19 protein-coding genes are annotated in these 23754 nt (G+C 64.5%); 5 read left to right on the top strand and 14 right to left on the bottom strand.

What is annotated here, in order from left to right:
* The first annotated feature begins 277 nt into the window (after positions 1 to 277).
* Positions 278 to 1243, top strand: a complete 966-nt coding sequence (locus CVS27_RS03875) for a type IV toxin-antitoxin system AbiEi family antitoxin domain-containing protein (protein WP_103464408.1) — start codon at positions 278 to 280, stop codon at positions 1241 to 1243.
* A gap of 191 nt (positions 1244 to 1434) precedes the next feature.
* On the opposite strand, the gene CVS27_RS03870 is transcribed toward CVS27_RS03875, so the two are convergent.
* The gene (locus CVS27_RS03870) at positions 1435 to 2655 is read right to left on the bottom strand and encodes an amidohydrolase family protein (RefSeq protein WP_103464441.1); all 1221 of its coding nucleotides are present in this window, start codon (positions 2653 to 2655) and stop codon (positions 1435 to 1437) included.
* 112 nt (positions 2656 to 2767) lie between these two features.
* On the opposite strand from CVS27_RS03870, the gene CVS27_RS03865 reads away from it, so the two are divergent.
* On the top strand, positions 2768 to 3322 hold the full coding sequence (locus CVS27_RS03865; RefSeq protein WP_243399652.1) for an isochorismatase family protein: 555 nt from the start codon (positions 2768 to 2770) through the stop codon (positions 3320 to 3322).
* 111 nt (positions 3323 to 3433) lie between these two features.
* Positions 3434 to 4078, top strand: coding sequence for a LysE family translocator (locus CVS27_RS03860; protein ID WP_103464440.1), 645 nt, complete (start codon positions 3434 to 3436; stop codon positions 4076 to 4078).
* 3 nt (positions 4079 to 4081) lie between these two features.
* Here the strand turns inward: CVS27_RS03860 and CVS27_RS03855 are convergent, their stop codons facing one another.
* Complete coding sequence (locus tag CVS27_RS03855; protein WP_103464406.1) at positions 4082 to 5170, bottom strand: NAD(P)/FAD-dependent oxidoreductase; 1089 nt, start codon at positions 5168 to 5170, stop codon at positions 4082 to 4084.
* A gap of 118 nt (positions 5171 to 5288) precedes the next feature.
* On the opposite strand from CVS27_RS03855, the gene CVS27_RS03850 reads away from it, so the two are divergent.
* Positions 5289 to 6269, top strand: a complete 981-nt coding sequence (locus tag CVS27_RS03850; RefSeq protein ID WP_103464405.1) for a formylglycine-generating enzyme family protein — start codon at positions 5289 to 5291, stop codon at positions 6267 to 6269.
* Between the two features lie 84 nt (positions 6270 to 6353).
* Here CVS27_RS03850 and CVS27_RS03845 read toward each other — a convergent pair whose 3' ends face one another.
* The 3 genes from CVS27_RS03845 to tdh all read right to left on the bottom strand — a co-directional run bounded on the left by CVS27_RS03845 (position 6354) and on the right by tdh (position 9642).
* Positions 6354 to 7136, bottom strand: coding sequence for a hypothetical protein (locus tag CVS27_RS03845; protein ID WP_103464404.1), 783 nt, complete (start codon positions 7134 to 7136; stop codon positions 6354 to 6356).
* Between the two features lie 165 nt (positions 7137 to 7301).
* Positions 7302 to 8510, bottom strand: a complete 1209-nt coding sequence (locus CVS27_RS03840; RefSeq protein ID WP_103464403.1) for a glycine C-acetyltransferase — start codon at positions 8508 to 8510, stop codon at positions 7302 to 7304.
* Between the two features lie 82 nt (positions 8511 to 8592).
* On the bottom strand, positions 8593 to 9642 hold the full coding sequence (gene tdh / locus CVS27_RS03835) for an L-threonine 3-dehydrogenase (protein WP_103464402.1): 1050 nt from the start codon (positions 9640 to 9642) through the stop codon (positions 8593 to 8595).
* A gap of 115 nt (positions 9643 to 9757) precedes the next feature.
* Between tdh and CVS27_RS03830 the strand changes: the two genes are divergently transcribed.
* Positions 9758 to 10765 (top strand): LysR family transcriptional regulator, encoded by a 1008-nt coding sequence (locus CVS27_RS03830; protein WP_103464401.1) that lies wholly within the window; start codon positions 9758 to 9760, stop codon positions 10763 to 10765.
* Between the two features lie 141 nt (positions 10766 to 10906).
* Here CVS27_RS03830 and CVS27_RS03825 read toward each other — a convergent pair whose 3' ends face one another.
* The 9 genes from CVS27_RS03825 to gatA form a co-directional block, all read right to left on the bottom strand.
* The gene (locus tag CVS27_RS03825) at positions 10907 to 12073 is read right to left on the bottom strand and encodes a Gfo/Idh/MocA family protein (protein WP_103464439.1); all 1167 of its coding nucleotides are present in this window, start codon (positions 12071 to 12073) and stop codon (positions 10907 to 10909) included.
* A gap of 88 nt (positions 12074 to 12161) precedes the next feature.
* On the bottom strand, positions 12162 to 13160 hold the full coding sequence (locus tag CVS27_RS03820; protein WP_103464400.1) for a LacI family DNA-binding transcriptional regulator: 999 nt from the start codon (positions 13158 to 13160) through the stop codon (positions 12162 to 12164).
* 100 nt (positions 13161 to 13260) lie between these two features.
* Positions 13261 to 14433 (bottom strand): type 2 periplasmic-binding domain-containing protein, encoded by a 1173-nt coding sequence (locus CVS27_RS03815; RefSeq protein WP_243400038.1) that lies wholly within the window; start codon positions 14431 to 14433, stop codon positions 13261 to 13263.
* A complete protein-coding gene (locus CVS27_RS21210; protein ID WP_243400037.1) occupies positions 14375 to 14947 on the bottom strand; it encodes a twin-arginine translocation signal domain-containing protein in 573 nt (190 codons plus the stop codon). The genes CVS27_RS03815 and CVS27_RS21210 overlap by 59 nt, the downstream gene beginning before the upstream one ends.
* Positions 14948 to 14983: 36 nt before the next feature.
* Entirely contained in the window at positions 14984 to 15922 is a 939-nt protein-coding gene (locus CVS27_RS03810) for a carbohydrate ABC transporter permease (protein WP_103464399.1), read from the bottom strand.
* A 38-nt stretch (positions 15923 to 15960) separates the two neighbouring features.
* On the bottom strand, positions 15961 to 16839 hold the full coding sequence (locus tag CVS27_RS03805; RefSeq protein WP_243400048.1) for an ABC transporter permease: 879 nt from the start codon (positions 16837 to 16839) through the stop codon (positions 15961 to 15963).
* Between the two features lie 441 nt (positions 16840 to 17280).
* Positions 17281 to 20358 (bottom strand): glycoside hydrolase domain-containing protein, encoded by a 3078-nt coding sequence (locus tag CVS27_RS03800; RefSeq protein WP_103464397.1) that lies wholly within the window; start codon positions 20356 to 20358, stop codon positions 17281 to 17283.
* Between the two features lie 348 nt (positions 20359 to 20706).
* Positions 20707 to 22215, bottom strand: a complete 1509-nt coding sequence (gatB, locus tag CVS27_RS03795) for an Asp-tRNA(Asn)/Glu-tRNA(Gln) amidotransferase subunit GatB (RefSeq protein WP_103464396.1) — start codon at positions 22213 to 22215, stop codon at positions 20707 to 20709.
* Positions 22215 to 23753, bottom strand: coding sequence for an Asp-tRNA(Asn)/Glu-tRNA(Gln) amidotransferase subunit GatA (gene gatA / locus CVS27_RS03790; RefSeq protein WP_103464395.1), 1539 nt, complete (start codon positions 23751 to 23753; stop codon positions 22215 to 22217). The genes gatB and gatA overlap by 1 nt, the downstream gene beginning before the upstream one ends.
* Position 23754: the final 1 nt, after the last annotated feature.

Raw genomic sequence — 23754 nt, 5'->3', positions numbered from 1 at the left:
CTCCCCGAAACGGGCTATTTTCAGCCACTACTGCGGGTCAGTTTGTTTAATCACCCACACCGGCGCCCCGTTCCGCTGCGGCGCCCCGTTCCGCTTTCTGCACCCCGTTAACGGGGCGCCAGAAGCGGAACGGGGCGCCTTTTTCGTGAGCCCCGGCGGATCGTCACTTGTTCCGGCCCCGTGCTCGTGATGCCAGCCTGTGGATACCCTAAAAAGTTGTCCACAGATCCGGTTTTGCCCCTGTTGCACCACCGCACGCAATGGCACGCTGAATGGCATGGGCACACCACGCTTGATCCGGGCAGCCGACTTTGAACGCATCGGCCAGGACCCGCGCGAACTCGCCAAACTCACCAACAAGGGTGAACTGGTCCGCCTTCGCCGTGGCATCTATGTTCGCTCGAAAGACTGGGCTGATTTGGATCCGTCCTCGCGATACGGGCTGTGGGCTCTGGCATTCCAATGCCTCACCGATGCCGCACCGATCTTCTGCCACGCGAGCGCAGCCCTTGTGTGGGGACTGTGGATACTGGGAACACCCAGGAGGTTGCATGTCCTCACGGCTTCGACCGATGGTGGGCGCAGCCGAAACACCATCGAGCGTCACCGCGGCCAGATGAGCACCGGCGTGGTCCAATGTGGGCCTGTCCTGCTGACGGACAAACTGACCACCACCATGCAACTGATCTCCTCCCTGCGGTTCCCGTACGCTGTCGCTGTCTGTGATTCCAGCCTGCACACGGCCCGGGAGCCCAACGGCACCAACCTCTTCACGCGTCCCGGAGACCTGGGCGGGGTAAATCAGGAATGTTCATGGTCCAACGAGGTGCCCCAGGGCCAGCCCCTGGTGGTCAACGAGCTGCTGGCTGCAGCCAGCCTCCTGCCCTCACGGGCCGCCCGCCAAAGGGCCACGGCAGTCATCGAATTCAGCTCCGGGCTCTCCGGGTCCGCCGGCGAATCACTGAGCCGGGTCCGGATGCATGAGTTGGGCTTCCCTGCCCCTGTTCTGCAGCAAAGGTTTGTGCTGCGTGAGGGCAACAACGCATTCGTGGACTTTTGGTTCAAGGAGCAACAGACGGCCGGAGAATTTGACGGCTTGGGAAAGTACCTTCGTCAAGATTGGGGCGGCGGTTTGTCCCTTGAGCAACGGATCATGGCCGAAAAGAGGCGGGAGGACCAGATTCGTGCCCAAGGTGCCAGGTTTGTGCGGTGGACCTGGGCGGAAATGATGGACCGTGATTGATTCAAGCTGCTGCTCCGGCAAGCGGACCTCCCACAGAAGTAGATGAACGGCGGCGGAGCACGCAACAACGGCGCCCCGTTCCGCTTCTGGCACCCGGTTGACGGGGCGCCAGAAGCGGAACGGGGCGCCTTCTTCACATGGTGCAGCCATCCAGAAGCGGAACGGGGCGCGTTGTTCGTGCAAACGGGCCGCTACACCTCGCGGAGCCCTGCACGCCACACGGCGGCCGTCATGGGAATGCCGGGGCGGTACGCCAAATGGGTGGCCGAGGGCGCCTTAAGCATGTGCAGGTCCGCCCGGTGCCCCACGGCGAGTGAGCCAACGGCCCGCTGCCCGTCCTCATCGGCACCCGATTCCCGGCCCAGGGCCAGCGCTCCCCCATACGTTGCAGCCCGAACTGCCTGATGCACGCTCAGACCCATCTGCAGCACAGCCGTTGTCACACAAAACGCCATGGAAGAGGTGTAGGAGGTGCCCGGATTGCAATTCGAGGCAATGGCAATCTGCACCCCGGCATCCACGAGTTGCTTGGCGGGGGCCAGCGGCGCCCGGGTTGATAAATCACAGGCCGGCAGCACTGTGGCCACTGTCCCCCGCACGCCGCGACTGCCGGAAGGCGCAGCAGCATCCCAGCCGGACCACGAATCCGACAGCAGGGCAACATCGGCATCGCTGAGGTAGTTCACGTGGTCCACGCTGGCCGCGCCAAACGTCACGGCAAGCTTCACGCCGTCGCCGTGGCCCAGCTGGTTGCCGTGAACGCGCAGCCCCAGCCCGGCATCGCGGCAGGCAGCAAGCACCGCTGCGGACTGCTCCGGGTTGAAGGCGCCGCGCTCACAAAACACGTCGGCCCAGCTCACGTACGGCCGCACGGCGTCGAGCATCCCGTTGCACACCAGCTCTGTATACGCGTCGGCGTCCATGCCCGCCGGGACCAGATGGGCACCCAGAAAAGTGACCTGATCGGCCACGGTGGAGGCGATCCGGGCGCTGCGCCGCTCATGCTCCACATCCAGGCCGTATCCGGTTTTAGTTTCCAAATACGTGGTGCCCTGCGACACCGCCTCCGCCACCCGACCCATCGCCATGCGGGTGAGGTCGTAGTCGCTGGCCGCTCGGGTGGCGTTCACCGAGACGGCAATCCCACCGGCACTGTAGCTCTCCCCCGCCATGCGCGCCTCAAATTCGGCCGTCCGGTCTCCGGCAAAGATCAGGTGGCTGTGCGAGTCCACCCAGCCCGGCAGGACGGCCCTGCCTTGCGCGTCGGTGGCGGTGTCGGCGGCGGGCGCGTGCACGGCGTCGCCAATCCACGCAATCCGCTCCCCCTCCAGCACCACCGCCGCATTGCGCCGGGTGCCCTGCTCGTGGTCCTGCGTCATCAATTCACCGATGTTGGTGATCAGTTCACTCATGCCCTTAGAGTACGACGCCGGAGGGCCGGGCCGGGTGCCTGCGCTGCGGTTTGCGTCTGGCATGGCAGACCCGGCCCTGTTCTGTGGGGCTCCTCCATGCAATACTGCTGGGGTGAACCAACACCTTGAGCGTCCCGGAACTGCCCTGTTGATCATCGACCTGCAAAAGGACGTGCTGGCACAGTGTGTTGACACGACCGGGGTGCTGGCCCGCACCGCTGTGCTCATTGGCCGGGCGCGTGCGTCGCAGCTTCCGGTCATCTTCGTCCAGCACGAGGAGCCGGACATGCCCCGGCACAGCAGCGGCTGGGAGCTGGACCCCTCCCTGCCCGTGCAGCCGGGCGACGCGCTTGTGTTCAAGAGCTACCGGGATTCCTTCGAGGACACCACACTCGCTGCGGAGCTGGCGCGCCTGGACGTGGGCAGGCTCATCGTGGCCGGCGCGCAGTCCGACTACTGTGTGCGCACCACGGCCCACCGCGCGGCCATCGAGGGCTACGACCTTGTCCTGGTCAGCGACTGCCACACCACCGAGGACACCGAATTTGGCGGGGTTCCGGTGACGGGTGAACAGATAGTGGCGCACACCAACCAGTACTTCAGCGGACTTGACTACCCGGGAGGCAGCTACGGCATCGCCACGCACCTTGCGGTGGCTCTGGCCTAGCCGGCAGCAAAACTGCCAGCCAACAGCAAAACCGCCGGTGTCCGGCATGGCAGACACCGGCGGCAGGGGTCGTCTTGCGGCTGGGGGCGCCCAGAGCGGACAATGGATTTCATGACTGCCGTTTCCCTGTTGGCCTTTGCCGGCCTGTGCCTCATGCTCGCCCTGATTCCCGGCCCCGACACCTTTCTGGTGCTGCGCATTTCCCTGAACCGTGCCGGCGCCGGCATTGCCGCCGCCACGGGATCAGGCGTGGGCGCGCTGGTGTGGGCCGCCTTGGTGGGCGTTGGCCTGGCCGCCATCCTGGAACAGTCGGCCGAGGTGTTCCGGTGGCTGAAGATTGCCGGTGGGCTGTACCTGCTCTACCTGGGTGTATCGTCCTTTTTGAAAGCCCGGAAGGCAGCCAAGGAAGGCATGGCCGCCGGACATGACGGCCAGCAACCGCTGCGCTACAGCACCAAGGCGGCCTTTGGTTCGGGTTTGGTGTCCACGCTGCTCAATCCCAAGGTAGGCCTCTTCTACTTGGCCGTGGTGCCACAGTTCATTCCGCACGGCGGCAACACCCTGGCCATGGCCATGGTCCTGGGCCTGACCCTGGCCGTGATCGGCACCCTGTACCTGACAATCATCGCGTTTGTGGCGTACAAGGCCATGAAATGGCTGCGCAAACCCAAGGTCAACACGCTCATTGAACGCATCAGCAGCGGCATCCTTGCCGTGCTCGGTGTGGGTGTCATGGCCTCCGGCGCCACGAGCTAGGACCTAGTCTAGGCTGGCTCGTTGCGGGCTCAGCGCCGCCGCGAGGGCGGCATCACCTGCTGCTGGCTCCCCCGTGAGAAGCCCGGCGGCCACGGTGGCCAGGGCGGCCGAGGTTTGAATGCCGTAACCGCCCTGTCCGGCCAGCCAAAAGAAGTCAGGCACGGAGCCGTCGAAGCCCACCACCGGCAGGCCGTCCGCCGGATGGGTGCGCAGCCCCGTCCATGAACGTTCGACGCCGGTAATCCCCAAGCTGGTCACGGCGTTGATGCGATGGATGAGTTCGGCGATGTCCGCCGCCGCCACGTGAGCGTCCCCGGGCTCGGTGGGCACGGACTCGCACGGGGAGATCAGCAGGTGCCCGCCGTCGGGCCGGTAGTAGAAGGACTCGTCGGCGGGCTCCACCATGGGACCGGCAGGGTTGGCCGGCGTCGTGGTGGAAACTATGGCCACGCTGCGCCGGTGCGGGACCAAACCGCGGGGGCGCACCCCAAACACGGCGGCAACCCGGTCAGCCCAGGCCCCGGCAGCGTTCACCACAATGCCCGCAGTGATGGTGTGCTCCCCCGCCACCACCGCAAAACCGTGGACCAGCCCACTTGCTGCGGTGACGGGCGCCTCCGTCAGCAGCACGGCACCGGCGGCCTCGGCCTGGCTGCGGTAGAACTCCACGAGCGCCGGCACATCCACCTCCATGGCCGTGTCATCCAGAACGGCAGCCGCAAACGTCTCCGGGCGCAGGTCGGGGCTGAGCTTCATGGTTTCACCGTGGCCCAGCGGCACCAGATTCGCATTCCCGGCAGCCAAGGCGTGAACCTCTGCCTCGGAGCCCACAGTGATCAGCGGCCGGGGCTTGAGAATGGGCGCAGCCAGGCTGGCGGAAATCTCACGCACCATGGCAATGCTGCGCCGGGTCAGTTCCTGGATGGGTGCCGGGCCGTAGCTTGGCTGCATCTGTCGGGCCGACCGCGAGGAGCTGTGAAACGCCAGGGACGCCTCGGCCTCCACCACAACCACCGACACCGACGGGGCCAACCGCCAGGCCAGGGACAGTCCGGCAATCCCGCCACCAATGATCAATACCTGCGCATCCATGGCGCCATCTTGGCACACTGTGCGCCGCCACCGCCAACTCGCGACGGGCACATAGACTATAAGGAATTCCAAGCTTGCCCACTACTTCCCCTGCAATTCCCACGCACAAAGAGAGCCCATGAACAGTTGTTGCAGTCCTGCCGGCCGACCCGAACTTCACGCTCACACCCCAGCGGCCCCGCAGACGTTTTTGCTCAGTGTTCCACCGCGCACGGCCGGCGCCGCTCTTGCAGAGGTCTCCATTCCGGCGGGCACTTTTGCCATGGGTGATCCATTTGATGAGGGGTACCCGGCCGACGGCGAAACCCCCGTCCACCAGGTTGATATGTCCGCCTTCAGCATCGACACCATGGCCGTCAGCAACGCCTCCTTCGCAGCGTTCATTGACGCCACCGGCTACCGGAGCGAATCGGAGCTTTACGGCACCTCGGCCGTATTCCACCTGGCCGTGCAGGCTCGGAAGACCGATATTTTAGGGCCCGCTGCTGGTACACCCTGGTGGCTGAATGTGCGCGGCGCAGACTGGGCACACCCGGCCGGGCCGCTGTCATCGTGGCAGGACATCCCCAACCATCCCGTCACGCAGGTCTCCCACACGGACGCCCTGGCTTACTGTGCCTGGGCGGGGCGGGCCCTGCCCACCGAGGCCCAGTGGGAGTACGCGGCCCGGGGCGGACTGGAGCAAGCCCGCTACCCGTGGGGCAATGAACTGCACGGCACCGATCCGGCCGGCGGACTTGTGCATAACTGCAATATTTGGCAGGGCACCTTCCCCACCGAGAACACGCTCGACGACGGTTTCCTCACCACGGCACCCGTCGACAGCTTTGAGCCCAACGGGTACGGGCTGTACCAAACCAGCGGGAATGTGTGGGAATGGTGTGCCGACTGGTTCCTGCCCAAGTACTACAAGGGCTGCCTCGCCAAGGGCACCATGATGGATCCCGAAGGACCCACCGTGGGACGTGGCCGCGTCATGCGCGGCGGTTCCTACCTGTGCCACGACTCCTATTGCAACCGCTACCGGCTGGCCGCTAGGAGTGCGAACACCCCCGACTCCGCCAGCGGCAACCTGGGGTTCAGGACAGTCGCGGCCTAGCTTCTGCCCCGTCCGTCCCCCAACTGTGACGCACTTGTTGCTTTGGAAAGCGCTTACTTTCCTCGATTTACAGCAACGACTGCGTCACAGACGGGGGGCGGAGTTTGGCGCGAGGGCGAGAATGGTGGCGTCGTCGGCCACCTCGCCAATGCGGCCCTGGTGAACGCGCAGCTCATGCAGCAGCCCCAGCGCATCGGCGGTGTTGCTGGTGCGGGCCAGGAATTCCGCAGGTCCCGCCACCAGGCCAAGGTCGACGGCGCGCCAGGCTCCGTCGGTGGCCATCACCATGAGCTCGGGCGCACCCAGCTGCACCACATGGGCGTGGTCCGCCGCTTCGGCCTCGCGCCGTGCCACCCAGAGCCGGCCGGGGGTGTTGCGCAACTCCCTATCAAGCTTGAGTTGTGCCAGCCGTTCGACAGGTTCGACGGCGCTGATCCCCGCGTCGGCGAGCTCGGCCCGCACCAGGTGGGTGGCGCCGTCGGACGTGCGCACCACAACTGTGCAATCAGCCAGGCTCGCGATTTCCACGCCGTAGTCATTGAGCTGGGCCACGGACAGGGCCGCGCTGGGGAACCTGACATGCTCGTCCCCCACCAGGGCTGCGGCCGTGGCGTCGATCGCGGCCAGCGCCCCCGTGATGAGTGCCCGCGCCCCGTGCCGGTCATGGGGCGCCTTGGCCAACACGGCGGTCAGCTCATGCGCCAGCCACTGCGGATTCGAGGCCGCCGGCAGCCCCAGGGGTTCCAGCAAGGTGGTGGCCCCGTCAATAATCCAGGCATTGGGGCCATTGAATCCACAGCTGTCCTCAATGACGTGGGCGTCGCCCTCAAACTGCACGCGCGCACGGATGTCCCAGGCAAAAGTCATGGTTTCATCTTGCCATGGGCACGCAATTTACCGCTGCGCACGGTGAGTCCTGAACCTATGCGTGGAACCCAGGTCGAGTTCTGCGCATAAACACCTATGCGCAGAACCCACCGTGGGTTCTGCGCATAAGTTCACGGCCATGACCCCGCTTGCAGCCGCTGCCGCCTATTTGGTCCCGCGGGCGGCGACGAACGCGCGGACGCAGGCTTCGACGTCGTCGGCGCTGTGGGCTGCCGAGAGCTGCACGCGGATGCGGGCTGCACCGCGCGGAACAACCGGGAAGCTGAACGCCGTGACAAAGACACCATGATCCAGCATGGAATCAGCCACGCGGGCAGCTTCCACAGCGTCACCAAACATGACCGGGACAATGGCGTGCTCGCCGGGCAGCAGTTCGAAGCCTTCCTCGGTCATGCGGCTGCGGAACAAGTTGGCATTCTCGAACAGGCGCGTGCGCAGCTCGCCGGAGCCCGCCACCAGTTCCAGTGCCTTCAGGGTTGCCGCCACGATGGCCGGTGCCAGCGAGTTGGAGAAGAGGTACGGGCGGGCCTTTTGGCGCAGCATGGCGACGATCTCGCCGCGGCCGGCAACGTAGCCGCCGGATGCCCCGCCCAGTGCCTTGCCGAAGGTGCCGGTGTAAATGTCCACACGGTCCGAAACTCCTGCGTGCTCGGGGGTGCCTGCTCCGGTGGCGCCCATGAAGCCCACGGCGTGGGAGTCATCGACCATGACCAGGGCGTCGTACTTGTCGGCCAGATCGCAGATGGCTTCCAGCGGGGCCAGGAAACCGTCCATGGAGAAGACGCCGTCGGTGACGATGATGGTGCGGCGGGCACCTGCGCCATCATTCATGGCAGCCGCTGCCTGCAGCTGGGTTTCCAAGTCCGCCATGTCCTGGTTGGCGTAGCGGAAGCGGGCGGCCTTGGACAGGCGGATGCCGTCAATGATGGAGGCGTGGTTCAGGGAGTCGGAGATGATGGCATCCTGGGCCCCGAACAGGGACTCGAACACGCCACCGTTGGCGTCAAAGCAGGACGAGAAGAGGATGGTGTCCTCGGTGCCCAGGAATGCGGAGACTGCCGATTCCAGCTGCAGGTGCAGGTCCTGGGTGCCGCAGATGAAGCGGACGCTGGCCATGCCGAAGCCGCGCTCGTCCATGGCTGTCTTGGCGGCGTCGATAATGGCGGGGTGGTCGGCCAGGCCAAGGTAGTTGTTGGCGCAGAAGTTCAGCACGGGGGCTGTGGCGCCGTCGAGCGGGCCGGCCTGCACGTGGCTGGACTGGGCGGAGGTGATTTGGCGTTCGGTCTTGAACAGGCCGGCGGTGCGGATCTCTGCCAGCTCGGCGGTGAGCGCATCTTTCATGGCGGTGTACATGGGACTCCTTGGGTACGTGGGGGAAGGTGCGGACGACGGCGGAAGGTTGGCTCCCGGCGTCGTGCTGGGAAAGATGGAGGTGCTAGGAGAAGACTGACCAGTCAAGGACAACTTTGCCGCCGCGGCCGGACTTGGCGATTTCGAAGGCCTGCTCCCATTCTGTGGCGGGCAGGACGTCTGTGACAACACCGGCGACGGCTTTGCGCAGCACGGGGTTGGAGGAGAGCATGGCGCTCATGGCGTACCAGGTCTCAAACATTTCGCGCCCGTAGATGCCCTTGAGGGTGAGCATGTGGGTGACAACCTTGCCCCAGTTGATGTCGATGGCTGAGCTCGGCAGGCCCAGCATGGCGATGCGGCCGCCGTGGTTCATGTTGTCGATCATCTCCGGCAGGGCCGTGGGGTGGCCGGACATTTCCAGGCCGATGTCGAAGCCTTCACGCATGCCCAATTGCAGCTGCGCTTCCTTCAGTCGGGTGGTGGCGACGTTGACGGCCAGGTCGGCACCCATGGCGGCGGCCATGGCCAGGCGCGGTTCGGAGACGTCTGTGATGGCGATTTTGCGGGCACCGGCGTGGCGGGCGACGGCGATGGCCATCAGGCCGATGGGTCCGGCACCCGTGATGAGCACGTCCTCGCCGACCAGGCCGAAGCTCAGCGCGGTGTGGACGGCGTTGCCCAGCGGGTCAAAGATGGCGCCCAGTTCGGGGGTGATGGAGGGGTCGTGGTGGACCCAGACGTTGGATTCGGGGATGACCACGTACTCGGCAAACGCGCCGTCGCGCTGCACGCCCACGGAGATGGTGTTGATGCACATGTGGCGCCGTCCCGCGCGGCAGTTGCGGCACATGCCGCACACCACGTGGCCTTCGCCGGAGACCTTGTCCCCCACCTTGACGTCATTGACCTCGGCACCCACTTCCACCACTTCACCGTAGAACTCGTGGCCCGCGATGAGGGGGGCGTTGATGGTGGCCGCAGCCCAGGCGTCCCAGGCCAGGATGTGCAGGTCGGTGCCGCACAGGCCAGTGGTGGCAACCTTGATTTTGACGTCCCGCAGACCGGTTTCGGGTTCGGGGCGTTCAACGAGTTCGAACCCGGCGTGTGCTCCGGACTTGTACAGTGCTTTCATGGCGGGCAATCCTTTGGTGGTGGTGTGCTTTCCATTACAGCCGCCAAAACCGTTTAGCACAATCGATAATTTCTCCACTGACGATTAAGTATTTGCTAAATGGTAGTGTGGTGGCGTGGAACTTCATCAACTTCAAATGCTGCGTGAACTGGGCGAACTGGGCAGCGTCAAGGCCGTGGCCGAGACCTTGTCCGTCACCTCCTCGGCCGTATCCCAACAAATTTCCCTGCTGCAACGTCAAGTGGACACCCCGCTCACGCGCAAGGACGGGCGCAACCTGGTCCTCACCGAGGCCGGCCAGGTGCTGGCGGATGCCGGCGCCGATGTCATCAACGCGATGGCCAAGGCGCACGCGGCGATCGGGGCGTACCAGAGCGACCGCCACGGTTCGGTGTCCATCTCCGGCTTCCACTCCGCCGGGCAGGCGTTGTTCGCACCGCTGGTCAGCCGGCTGGCCCAGATGCGGGCGCCCTCTTCCGGCGCGGGGACGGATGGCGGCCGTACGGATGGCAGTACCGATGCCGCGGACGACGGCGGCACCCCGGCGGGACTGCCGGGGTGCGGTGCGCCGCGGGTCAGGTTGAGCGATGAAGACGTGGCCCAGCACGACTTCCCGGCGCTGTGCGCGAAGTATGACCTAGTTCTTGCACACCGGATGGACCACAGCCCGCCCTGGCCCGAGCAGCAGATCAAGGTCATCCCGCTGGCCCATGAACCCCTGGACGTGGCCCTGGCGATTGACCACCCCTTGGCGGGGAAGGAAACCCTGACCCCGGCGGATGTGGTCAACTATCCCTGGGTCACCAGCCGCAGCGGGTACTCCCCCGCGGATGTGCTGGTGGCGGTGGGTGCCATGGCGAGCATGCCCGTGAATGTGGTGCACAGGATCAACGACTACTCGACGGTTGCGGCACTCGTGTCCACGGGCGATGTGATTGGCCTGCTCCCCCGGTACACCTCAAGCCCGGCCCTGAATTCCGGCGTCGCCCTGCGCCCACTGGCCGGGATCAACACCAAGCGGCGCATCGATTTGCTGGTGCGCCCGGAAAACCTGAAACGCGAATCCGTCATGATGGTGGCCAAAGCGTTGGCGGAAGTCATGGCGGAGCTGACCGGCGACTAATTTCGACAGGCTCAATCGCCGGTACCACCCTCCAACGCAGTGAGGGCGTGCCAAACTGGCCGCGGCGCATGAAATTTCATACGCCGTGGCCAGTTTGGCACGCCCTCGGCGCAAGTAGCCCGGATGTGAGCGGGCGTTGAGTTAGCGGGCCGGCTGGCCGGCGTTGAAGTACGCCACGAGCTCGGCCGGGAGTTCGGGCACTGTCAGGGCGCCGCCGTCGGAGCGCAACGACTGGGTGGCCAGAACACCGGCAGCAACCGAGGCGCGGGCCGCGATCGGAGAGGTCTCGGTGGCGCCGCCGTCGCGGGCAAAGCGCAGGAACTCCGCAATCAGCAAGGGATCAGCGCCGCCATGTCCGCCGTCGCCGTCACGGATCTCAACCTCCATGTCCGGGGCCACATAGCCGTTCTGGCTGCGCGTGTTCCAAACCTTAATAACGTCCCCGGGGCCGTCGCCAAAGTTCTCAATCCTGCCCTTGGTGCCAATGACCGTGTAGTTGCGCCAGTAATCCGGGGTGAAATGGCACTGCTGGTAGGAGGCCAGGGCGCCGTTGTCCAGCACCATCTGCATCATGGAGATGTCCTCGACGTCGATGATTGGGTTCAGGTCCGTCTGCTCGGCGGGCGGCCAATTCTCCAGTGAGAACCAGTCCCCCATGCGCCGATCCGTGTTGTCCCTGCGCGAGGTGACATCGCCATACACCGCCAAGTCCCCAATCGCGGAGACCCGCTTGGTGTAACCACCGGCCAACCAGTGGATCACATCAATGTCATGGGCACCCTTTTGCAGCAAAAGGGACGTGGTGTTGGCACGCTCGGCATGCCAATCCTTGAAGTAGTAGTCGCCACCGTTACCCACAAAATGGCGGCACCACACAGCCTTCACCTCACCAATGGTGCCCGACTGGATCAACTCACGCATCTGAACCACCACCGGCATGTGGCGCATATTGTGGCCCACATAGAGCCGGGTGCCGGTCTCAAACGCTGTACTCAAAATCGCGTCGGCTGCCTCCAATGTCACATCCAGAGGCTTCTCACAGAAGGTGGGGATGCCAGCCTTGAGCGTCTGCACGGCCACCTCGGCGTGACGGTTGTCGGGCGTCAGCACCAACACAGCGTCCAGCCCGGCCGCCAACAACTCGTTCAAATCGGAGGTGATGACTGCGCCGGGAATCTTCGCCGCAGCATCGGCACGCCCCCGCTCGGAAACATCACACACCATCACCACAGCAGAACCCTGACCCGGCTTGTGCACCTGCTTCCACAGCGACGCCCGCAACCCAAAACCAACAATCCCAATACGCATATCCCGCACGGCCTGCTCATTGTCTGGCACGGCCTGAACCAAATCTGTCACAACACAACTTCTCTCTTGTTCATCAAAAAATCGAAAATTAGGGGGCGCCCGGGGCGGAATCGCGCACAAAAAGTCGCCAAGGAAATTCCAGGACCTGATGCGGTTTGGTGGGGTCCTGAGCCCGTTCCACCAGGAAATCTGCCAGGCCGGCGTAAAAATCGGTGGGGCCAATGGTGGTCAGCGAAGGCGTCATGACCTCGCCGGCCATGGTGTTGCCAATACCCATCACCACCACATCATCGGGCACCGCCAACCTGAGCCGCTCGGCGGCATGAACGGCTGCGATCGCCGCGAAGTCGGAGGTGGCGAAGATGGCAGTGGGCGGGTCGGGCACCTGCAGCAGGGCGACGGCCGCCTGGTAGGCACTCACCTCGTCCTTCTCGAAGGTGGCCACATAGTCCTGCCGGAATTCAATGCCGGCCCGCTCAAGTCCGGCCACGTAGGCCCGGTACCTCGTGGGGCCGGAAGCGGTCAGGCTGCCGGAGGTGGTCAGTGCCGCCACCTTGGTGTGACTGGCTGTCAGGTGGTCCATGGCATGGTCCATGGAGTCTCCGGCCAAGGACCGGATCACATCGAAGCCCTGCGGTTCCAAGGTTTCGCTGAAGACCACCAAGTTGTTGCTCAGCGCCAATTCGGCGAGGAGCTCGGCGTCGCCCGGGCGTTCCGCAGCATCGATGAAGATGACGTCGGCGCCTTGGCGTTTGATGGCCGTGCGCCAATCCGTGTCGGCGAGAATCATGGGGGTGATGCCGGCGGGGGCAACCGCTGCACCAACAGCTTTGCTGACCGACAAAGACCAAGGGTCCGAAAGCATGGTCAAAGAGAGCATCATCAGGTTGGACTTGCCAGTCCGGATGGTCCGGGCCGCCTGGTTGGGCCGGTAACCCAGCCTGCTTGCCGCAGCGTGGACGCGCTGGGCGGTTGCCGGTGAAATCCCGGAACCGTTTCCCTTGGTGCGTCCGGCCAGGACGTAGGAAACCGTCGCTGTGGAGACACCTGCCTCCGCAGCCACTGTCTTAATGGTGGGCCGCATCATCTCATCTGCCTCCTTGCTGCCGGTTGGAACTGTGGATGGTGTGGGTTGCCGGCACGCCGCGGCGGCGTACCGGCAACCCACGGGTTATCTGGCGTGCTGGTTACTTGATGGGCTGCAGCTTGAAGACCGGGGCCTGCGGGTCCAGCTGCGCTTGGTACTCTTCACGCATCTTGTCGCCGCCCTCTGCCTTCCAACGCTTCAACACGTCAGCATGCTCGGAAACCTTGGCGCGGCCGGTGATGATGTCGATGGTCTTGTCGCGCACGATCTTGGTGATTTTTGGCCCCACCTTTGCATTTGTATCAGAGAACGTACCGTTAGTGGGGTTTCGCCAAGCAAATTCGAGCAGCTTGATCTCCGTCTCATGGGTGTACTTCGTGTCCCGCGGGAAGCCGGGGTTGAAGTTCACCCGCTCCGGGGCGGACATGATGTTCAGGGCGCTCTGCACACCGGGGACGTTCTTGAGGCCTTCTTCGGTCAGGATCGGGTTCCCGTCGGCGTCGAAGGTGAAGTCCTTGCCTTCTGTACCAAAGTTCTTTTGCAGGTACTCCGTGGTGCCAAACGGCGCCGAGAGCCAGTTGACCAGCGCCAGCTGTTCCTTGATGCGCTTCTCATCAGTCTTCTTGAACGCGGTGAACCCCACCGTGCCATAACCCATGTCGTAGGTAGGCGTGATGGTGCCATCAAAGCTGAAGGGAACCAGGATGTCGATCTCAAGGTTCGGGTCAAGGGCACGGAAGGTTCCAACGTCACGCGGGCCGGAAGTGACCATTGCTCCGATGGAACCGTTGGCGATCTTGGCCTTGATGTTGGTGACGTTCACATCCGGGTAGAAAACACCCGCTGCGAACAATTTGGCGGCGTATTCCAGACCGGCCGTGTACTGATCCGTCTCGTAGAGGTGGGTCAGTGTTCGGTCCTCGTTGACGGCCCAGCTGTTCGGGGCACCCAACCATTCGGTGATCATGTGCAGAACGTTCACATAGGCCGGCTCCAGGGCGTACTGCTTCTTGCCCGGGTCGCTGAGTTGTTTGAGCTTGTCAAAGAATTCCTCGGCGTCCGTGGCGTTCAGGCCGCCCACCTTTTCCCAGGTGGCGTGGCTGCCCACCATGACCTGGCCAAAGGGTGTGCTGGGGATGGGGGCACCCCAGATCTTGCCATTGACGACGGCGGTCCGCCAGGATTCCGGCTTGAGTGCGGCCAGGTTGGGGTACTCAAGCACGGCGTCGCCGGAGAGGTAGGGGGTCAGGTCCTGGAATTTGGCCTCGAGCATGGGGCCCACATTGGGGGATGCCCTGGTTCGGCGGGATCCACATGAGGTCGGGCAGGGTGTCGCTGGCCAGGATGGTGGCGAACTTGGCCGGGTAACCGTCTCCCACATCTTCGACGATCTGCATGTTGAATTCCCCGCCCAGCGCCTCGTTCAGGCGCTGCCAGAAGGGGTTGTCTCCCATGGCCGGGGCCATCACTTCGAAGGTTTCAGAGAGGACACTGACCGGGCCGGTCAGCGGCTTGGCGGTGGTGGAGGCCACCGGTTTTGGCATGTTGATGAAGCCCGCTTCGAGTCCCTTGGCATTGCCCGGAAGATCCGCGGTAACACCGGTAAATTCCTTGTAGGTGGGCAGTGTGACCGATTTGGAGGCTTCCGCCCCGCCGCCGCTCTTGTTGCTGCTGCTACATGATGACAATGTGCCCGTCAGGGCCACCGCGGCCACTGATATGCCGGCGAGTCCCAGGAAGTTGCGTCGTGAGACACCGCCACCCACAATGCTGTTAGACCGTTTCATGCTAAACCTCTTTCATTATGTGTAAAAACTAACTAGCTAACCTTTGATGGCACCGGTGATGACGCCCTTGTTGAAGTGCTTTTGGAGGAACGGGTAAACCAGCAGGATCGGCAGCAGCGCAACAACCACAACTGCCATCTGCATGGACTGCGGGGGTGGTGAGGACGTCACACCGATAGCGTCGGCCATGGAGCCGCCCTGGACAACGAAGTTGCGCAGCACCAATTGGACCGGGTACAACGTCTGGTCGTTGATGTACAGCAACGCGTTGAAGAAGGCGTTCCAAAAACCAACGGCGTAGAACAGGCCAACGACGGCGATGACGGCCTTGGACAGGGGCAGCACAACTTTGCGCAGGATCATGAAGTCGCTGGCTCCATCGATCCGGACAGCCTCCAGCAACTCCACGGGGATGTTCATGAAGAAGGACCTCATGACCACGAAGTTGAATGCTGCGAAGGTGCCGGGCAGGATCAGGGACCAGATCGTGTTCAGCAGCCCCAGCTGCTTGACCATCAAGAACATGGGGATCAGCCCTGGTGCGAACAGGAGCGTGAACAAGACCAGCATCAGCACTGGGCGGCCAAAGAGGACGGGGCGGCTGGTGGCATAGGCCATGGTGATGGTGATGAACAGGGCCAGGAAGGTTCCAACGGCTGTGATGAAAGCGCTGACCCCCAGGGCCCGGAGCATGAATTCGCCGCTAAAGATTGCCTGGTAGGCGGCAAAGCTGGGATTGCTGGGCCATAGTACGTAGCCGCCTGCTGCGATCAGTTGCTTGTCATCGGCCAGCGAGGTGGAGACCACCAGCAGGATGGGGATGACAATGGAGAGCGAGATGCCGCCGATAATGATGGCCTTGATGGAGTTGTAGAGCGGGGATGCCGGCTCTTTCCATACGGGCCGGCCCGGGTTGTACGTCAACCCTCTGCTGCGCCGCTTGGCTGCACGCCGTTCGTGAGTTGTTAAAGCCATGGTTGTCTCCTTTTTCGGCTAGTCGGGGCGGGCCCCAACTAGCCGACCTTCTTCTGAAAGATTCCGGGTTCGCCCAGCTTGTGAGCCACCTTGTTGGCCGCGTAAATCAGCAGGGCACCCACCACGCCCTTGGCCAGGCCGGCCGCGGCACCAATGCTCCAGCCACCGCCAACCACGCCAGCAAAGTAGGTGAAGGTGTCCAGCACCTCTGCCGCACCAGCACCAACGGCGTCGTGCTGCAGCAGGAATTGTTCAAATCCAACGCTGAGAATGTCACCAATGCGCAAGATCAGCAGCAACACGATGATGGAACGCAGGCCGGGCAAGGTGATGTGCCACATGCGGCGCCAGCGTCCGGCACCGTCTGCCGCGGCGGCCTCGTACAGTGAACCGTCGATGGCTGCCAGCGATGCCAGGAAGATGATCATGGCCCAGCCGGCGTCCTTCCAGACAAGCTGGATGGTGGCCAGTAGCGGGAACGTGTCCGGGTTGGTCATGAACGGGATGGTGTCCAGACCAAGGTCACGCAGGGTGTTGTTGACCAGCCCGGCGCCGCCAAGCACTTGCTGGAACAACGCGATTACCAGCACCCAGGACAGGAAGTGCGGCAGGTAAACCAGCGACTGGAACCAGCGGCGGAGCTTGGTGCTGATCAAGGAGTCCACAATCAGGGCCAGGCCCAGGGGCACCGGGAAGAAGAGCACCAGCTGCCAGACGGCCAGGACAACGGTGTTTCGCAGCGCCACCCAGAAGTCCGGGTTGAAGTACAGGTCCACGAAATTCTGCCAACCAACCCAGTCGCTGCCGGTGATGCCCAAGAACGGCTGGTAGTCCTGGAACGCGATGACGTTGCCAAGGATGGGGATGTAAAAGAACAGGGCCAGAAACAACACCCCGGGAATCATCATCAGGATCATCTGCTTGTCCCGGGCCCAGCGGATCCTGAACGGCACCTTGGCCACCACACCGGACTTTTGCGCGGCATTCTTACTGCGCTTGTTTCCCCTGCCGCCTCTCGCGGCGGCGGCGGGGGTGGGCGTGGCGTCGCCGCCGGTCTCCCGCCCCGACAGCGCCTGACGTGTGGTCTGGCTCATGGAATCTCCTCGTTCAGTAAGTCGGTGTTTTCGGTCTGCGCACAGTCAGGAACACCACCACACCCCCAGGTTGTGATGCGCGCCACAGTTTGTTAACCGTTTAACAAAGATAAACTGTCTTTGGCAAAGTTGCAAGATTTTGCTGGAAATTCCTAGAAAAGATCACCAATCGTCATTTTCCATGTGCCCCGCTCCGCGCTTCGGCCGTGCGTCAGGCGTGCCAGCACTACCCGGGAGTGGCGGGCGGCCTCGGGTTCCGTGACGTCAAGCTGCCCCGCCGATCACCAGCACAACTCCCCGACGCGGTTCCACCGTGATGGCAGCCCCGGGCGCAAACACCGCGGCCTCCTGGAAGCCTGCAACCGCCGGCGCAACCACAGATGCAGAAGCCAGGTGCGCAAACCCGGGACCAAATTCCAGCGTCACCGAAACCGTTTCCGGCGCCCAGCTGGCCAGGGCTGTCACCAATCCGGACGGCGTGATCCAGGACGTGGCCAGCACCTCGGGGTGACTGGTGCGCACGGGCACATCAACAGCCCAGTGCCCCACCATGGGCGCCTCCGCCAGGCCATGCTCAGCCCACAGTTCCCACAGTGCCCGGTTGTCCACGCGCGGGGCCCGGCCTGTCATGCCAAACACCAACCCGCGCCACGGGTTTCCGCCACCCTCCAGCATCTCGCCCATGAGGCCAAACGGGATGCCGGAGACCTCCACCAGCCAGTACGCGGGGTCGGTGTTGTCGTAGTCAAAGTACTCGCCCAGCCACAGCCGGTCCGTGTACGGCAGCTGTTCCATGTACATGTTGGCGGAGGAGGCGAAGCCGTCCTTGTCGTTGAATTGGTTGGCCGAATGGATGTCGATTTCCGGGTCTGCGCAGCGGGCGGCCAGCACCTTGCGCACCCGTTTCATGGCCTGGCGGTCGTAGGCGATGTCGTCCAGGTAGATGCCGTCCAGGCCGGTCCTGCGCGCCAGCTCGTCGAGCCCTCGGATGTACCAGTTTTGCAGGCGCGACTCCCCCGCCGTCACCACGGCAATGTCATCCACGGTGGGCGCGTACCAGGCCGAGACGTAGTTGGCGCCGGCGTGCTCCTGCGGCCAGATGTGCCCCTTGCCGGGTCCGTCGCTGAAGATTTCCTGCCCCAGCGACAGCATGGGCAGCAAGTCCGGGCTGTGCCCCGTCAGCTCGCGTACCGTGTCGTAGACCTTGACCTTGAGCCCGGCCGCATGCGCCTGCGCCGTGTACGCAGCCAGCGCGTCGGCGTGCAGCAGCGGGTCGTTGATGAAGGGCGCCAGGGCCGTGGCGTGGTGAATGTTGATGACGCTGGCACCGGTCGCCGCAATGTCCGCCACACTACCTTGGCCATGGAAGTACCGGTTGCGCAGCTGGCGGGCCGGATCGATCGGCTTGAACGGGGTCAGGAGCAGACGGAAGCCATAGTTCAGACTCTCCCCCGCTTCCAAGGTCCGTCCGCCACTAAATGCTTGCAGCACGACGGCGGCGCTTCCGTTCGCGCTGCCGGCCTCCCTGAGCGTGACGCCCGCAACCGTGGGATCCACCCCTGGATTGGCCCACGAGTCCGGGGCGCGTAGTGGCTTCTCGCGGTAAAAGTTGGTGTTGAGCGGGCGCTCGTAGTTGTCGTCCCGCAGGGCCAGCTGCACGCCGATGTTGCTGTCCCCGAGCCACAGGGAGTCCTGGTTCCTGGTGGCCACCTCCCAGCTCCAGTCGATGCTTTCCGGGCGGGTGCCGCCGGGTACACCGAGCCCCATGGCGTAGGGCACGGATTCGGGGTCCAGGGTCATCGTGAGTGCAACGTTTCCCAGCCCAACGGTCTCAGCCCCGTGCGGGACGGTGAGGCGGACGGCAAACTCGGCGGCGCCGTCGGCCTCCAATTGGCCTTCCACCGTGACGCACAAGGGCGTGTCGCGACTGGTCCAGGAGCACTCCCATCCCACCCTGGCCGGGCCGTGGGTGGTGAACGCGAGCGGCGAGAAATCCCAAACCACTGGGCCTTGGACCAACTCCGGCAGTAAGGCCAGTGGTTCGAGCAGGAGCGAACGGGCAGGTCCGTCAATGGCCGTCACGGCAGAGGTGAAGGTGGAGTACAGCTGCGCCGGAAGCCCGTTGGGGGCGAGCTCAACCGTGCGGCCCAGGATGCTCAGCGTGCGGCTGGATTCATCGAGGCTGACGGCGGTGAACGGCGCCACGAGTTCGTCGTTCTGGGCCAGGGTGGAATCCAGCCAGGCCAGGCGCCGTAGTTCGCGGGGGTCGCCAAAGCCGCCGGCGGCAATGTCCGGTTCGGCTACCTCCGCCACCTCAAGGCACACGGGCAGTTCTGCGGTGCCTGCGGAACTCGTCACCGTGATGACGGCCTCCACGGTGGATCCGGCGGCATTTGCAGGAACGGGGACCACCACAAACAGCGCCTGGACGGAACCGTCGGCCACAGCCAACGTCTTGCTGAAGGGCCGGCCCAGGCGGTCAATCCCGGCGGTGTTGATGCAGCGTGCAGGAATGGGGGTGCCGCCGGTCTGGGCGGCAATGGTCACCGTGACCCCTGCCAGTTCGGCGCAGGCATGGAGCCCCAACGCGATGATGAATTCCTCCCCCGGCTCGGCCTGGAGCGCGAGCTCCTTGGCTGCTGCCCCGGCCACGGCTGCCGGGCCCGTGATGGCCCAGTGTGCCGCTATGGCGCCCTTCATGGAGATGGGGTGGCGGCGGTCCTGGGCAAAGAGCATGAAAGCCGCGCCGTCGTGACTGGCGTGCAGGGCCGCCAATTCGGCATCCGTGGCCGTAAAGTTCATGGGGGCAAAGGTGTCCCACTCGCTCGCTGCCTCGTAGCGGAGCGCCACGGCGGCCGGGGCGTGACTGCCGCTCAAACCCTGCTCAGCCGAGAACACGCTCGGGGAAACAGCTGCCACCCAGGCCGGGTCCGCCGTCGGACGGGCGGGAAGGTACTGGGCCTGCGGGTAGTGGGCGTGGCCGGCCATGGCATACGGCAGATAGTAAAAGTAGTAGCTGCCGGCACCGTCGACTGGCTCAAAGGTGAACGTGCCATGGGCCCGGTTCCGTTCCCCGGCCACCACATTGCGCACCCGTAAGCCCGTGGCCGCGGAGACCACAATGACGTCAACGTCGGCCGGAGTGGCATCGTGGCGGCGCCACGGCAGGGTGACGGTGGCGGCGCGGCCACCCTGGAGCAGATCCGCCACGGACACCACAATCCGATGGTTCCCGTAGAGGAGTTTGTCCCACTCCCCCACGCCGCATTCCAGTTCGGGATGCAGACGCGGCGGGGTGGCGAGGTTGGACGGGGCGGACGTGGCAAGCGCCGGAGTGGGCATGGGAGTAGCTCCAAGCTGATTGAGGGGTGTCCCCCAATCCTTGTCTGAATTTTCATGACTGCAAAGCGTTATTACAGTTCATAATTACTCACATTGACACTTGGGGCAGAGCCCAACCGCCGGGCCCAATGAAAAATGCGCCCGTCCCCGCTTTTCGCGCCTGTTGGAAGGGGCGCGAAAGCGGGGACGGGCGCGGGGGCCGTTTCGTGAAGCGAGTCGGCGCCCCGTTCCGCTTCTGGCACCCGGTTAACGGGGCGCCACAAGCGGAACGGGGCGCCGAGAGACGCGGCAGGGCTGGGCCCACGCGCCCGAGGGCCCAGCCGCGAGCTTGCGAGCGTTGGGAGGGCGTTACCCTTCGACGCCGAGCGTCTTGAGGATCAGTTCGCGCACGCGGCCGGCGTCGGCCTGTCCGCGGGTCACCTTCATGACGCCGCCAACAATGGCACCAACAGCCTGCACCTTGCCGCCGCGGATCTTCTCCGCAACGTCGGGCTGGGCTGCCAGGGCTTCATCGATGGCAGTCTGCAGGGCGCCGTCGTCGGAGACAACAGCCAGCCCGCGCTTGGCCACAACCTCGGCGGGCGTCCCTTCACCCTCGAGGACGCCGTCGAGCACCTTGCGGGCCAGCTTGTCGTTGATGGCGCCGGAGGCAATGAGCTTCTCAATTTCAACCACCACGGCGGGGCTGACGCCCAACGCTGCGGGGTCCACATCGGCCAGCTTGGCGCGGCGGGCGATCTCGCCCATCCACCACTTGCGGGCTGCGGCAGCCGAGGCACCGGCAGCGACCGTCTCTTCGATTTCGTCCATGAGGCCGGCGTTGACCACGTCGCGGAATTCCAGGTCCGTGTAGCCCCAGTCGGCCTGCAGGCGCTTGCGGCGCTCGGCGGGCGGCTCGGGCAGGCGTGAGCGCAGTTCCTCAACCCACTCGGGCGTGGTGACAATGGGCACCAGGTCCGGTTCCGGGAAGTAACGGTAGTCGTCGGCGTCGGACTTGGGGCGCCCCGAGGTGGTGGACTTGGTGTCCTCGTGCCAGTGGCGGGTTTCCTGTGTGATGGCCACACCGGAATCCAAAACCGCAGCATGGCGCTGGATCTCAAACTTCACGGCGTTCTCGACGGCGCGCAGCGAGTTCACGTTCTTGGTCTCGGTGCGGGTGCCGAACTTTTCCCGGCCGTGCGGGCGCAGGGAGACGTTGGCGTCGCAACGGACGTTGCCGTGCTCCATCTTGGCCTCTGAAACGCCCAGGTTCTTGACGATTTCCCTGATGGCTGCAACATAGGCTTTGGCCAGCTCGGGTGCGCGGGAACCGGCGCCTTCAATGGTCTTGGTGACAATTTCCACCAGCGGAACACCCGAACGGTTGTAGTCCACCAACGAGAAGTCGGCTCCCTGGATGCGGCCCGTGGAGCCACCCATGTGGGTCAGCTTTCCGGCGTCCTCTTCCATGTGGGCGCGCTCAATCTCAACGTGGAAAACTGTGCCGTCTTCGAGTTCGATGTCGATCCAGCCGTCGTAGCAGATGGGGTCATCGTACTGGGAGGTCTGGAAGTTCTTCGGGGTGTCCGGGTAGAAGTACTGCTTGCGCGCAAAGGTGCTGTGCGGGGCGATCTTGCAGTTCAGCGCCAGACCGATCAGGATCGAGGACTCAACGGCCTTCTTGTTCACCACCGGCAGCACGCCGGGCAGGCCCAGGCACACTTCGTTGACGTTGGTGTTGGGGGCGTCGCCAAAGGCGTTCGGTGCCGAAGAGAACATCTTGGTCTTGGTGTTCAATTCAACGTGAACCTCAAAACCCAGAACGGGGTCGTACTTTTCCATGGCTTCATCGAAGCTCAAAATGGTGTCAACATGCATTAGTTAGCCTCCTCGGCTGCGGTGCTGGCAAGTGCGGGCGCCTGGTCCAGGATGGGGCCGCCCCACTGGGCTTCCAACAAGGATTCCAGGACGGCACCAACACGGTACAGGCGGGCGTCTTCGCGGGCGGGTGCCAGCAGCTGGATGCCCACGGGCAGACCGTCTTCATCGGCCAGGCCGCCGGGCAGGGTCAGGCCGGGGACGCCGGCCATGTTCGCCGGGATGGTGGCGACGTCGTTGAGGTACATGGCCAGCGGATCATCGAGCTTCTCGCCCAGCTTGAAGGCCGTGACGGGGGACGTCGGGGAGATCAGCACGTCAACCTGCTCGAACGCGGCGGCGAAGTCACGCTGGATCAGGGTGCGCACCTTCTGGGCCGAGCCGTAGTAGGCGTCGTAGTAGCCGGCGGAGAGGGCGTAGGTGCCCAGGATGATGCGGCGCTTGACCTCATCGCCGAAACCGGCGGCGCGGGTGGCGCCCATGACGCGCTCAATGGTGAGCGGGCCCTCAGTGGGCAGGGTGCGCGCACCGAAGCGGACGCCGTCGAACTTGGCCAGGTTGGAGGAAGCCTCGCTGGGCATGATCAGGTAGTAGGCGCCCAGTGCGTAGCCGAAGTTGGGGCAGGAGACCTCAACAATTTCGGCCCCGGCGCCGCGCAGCAGCTCCAGGGATTCGTTGAAGCGGTTTTCGACGCCGGTCTGGTAACCCTCGCCGTGCAGCTCCTTGATGATGCCGATCTTCATGCCCTTCACATTGCCCAGGCGGGCGGCGGCGGCAAGGCCTGTGGAGGCGTCGGTCAGCGAGGTGGAGTCCTGGGGGTCGTGCCCGCCAATGACTTCCTGCAACAAGGCGGAGTCCAGGACGGTGCGGCTGACGGGGCCGATCTGGTCCAGCGAGGAGGCCATGGCGATGGCGCCGTAGCGGGACACTGCGCCGTAGGTGGGCTTCACACCAACGGTGCCGGTGACGGCGCCGGGCTGGCGGATGGAGCCACCGGTGTCGGTGCCCAAGGCAAGCGGAGCCTCGAAGGCGGCGACGGCTGCAGCGGAGCCACCACCGGAGCCGCCGGGGATCCGGTCCAGGTCCCAGGGGTTGCGGGTGGGGCCGTAGGCGGAGTGCTCCGTGGAGGATCCCATCGCGAATTCGTCCAGGTTGGTCTTGCCCAGCATCGGCATGCGCGCGGCGCGGATCTTCTTGATGACTGTGGCGTCGTAGGGGCTCATCCAGCCCTCAAGGATCTTCGAACCCGCCGTGGTGGGCTGGCCCTTGGTGACGATCAGGTCCTTGATGGCGATCGGCACGCCGGCCAGCTCGTGGAGCTCCTCACCGGCGGCGCGGCGGGCATCGACGTCGGCAGCTACTGCGAGCGCCTCCTCGGTGTTCACGTACAGGAACGCGTTGACGCCGCGTTCTCCATGGTCGACGGCGGCAATCCGGTCAAGGTGTGCCTGGACCAGCTCGACGGAGGTGATCTCGCCGGCGGCCAGTTTTGCGGCCATTTCGGCCGCGCTGGAACGAATCAGTTCGTTGGCAGTCATG

Source organism: Arthrobacter glacialis (assembly GCF_002909445.1).
Lineage (GTDB): Bacteria > Actinomycetota > Actinomycetes > Actinomycetales > Micrococcaceae > Specibacter > Specibacter glacialis.
This window is presented reverse-complemented; position numbering and strand designations above follow the sequence as displayed.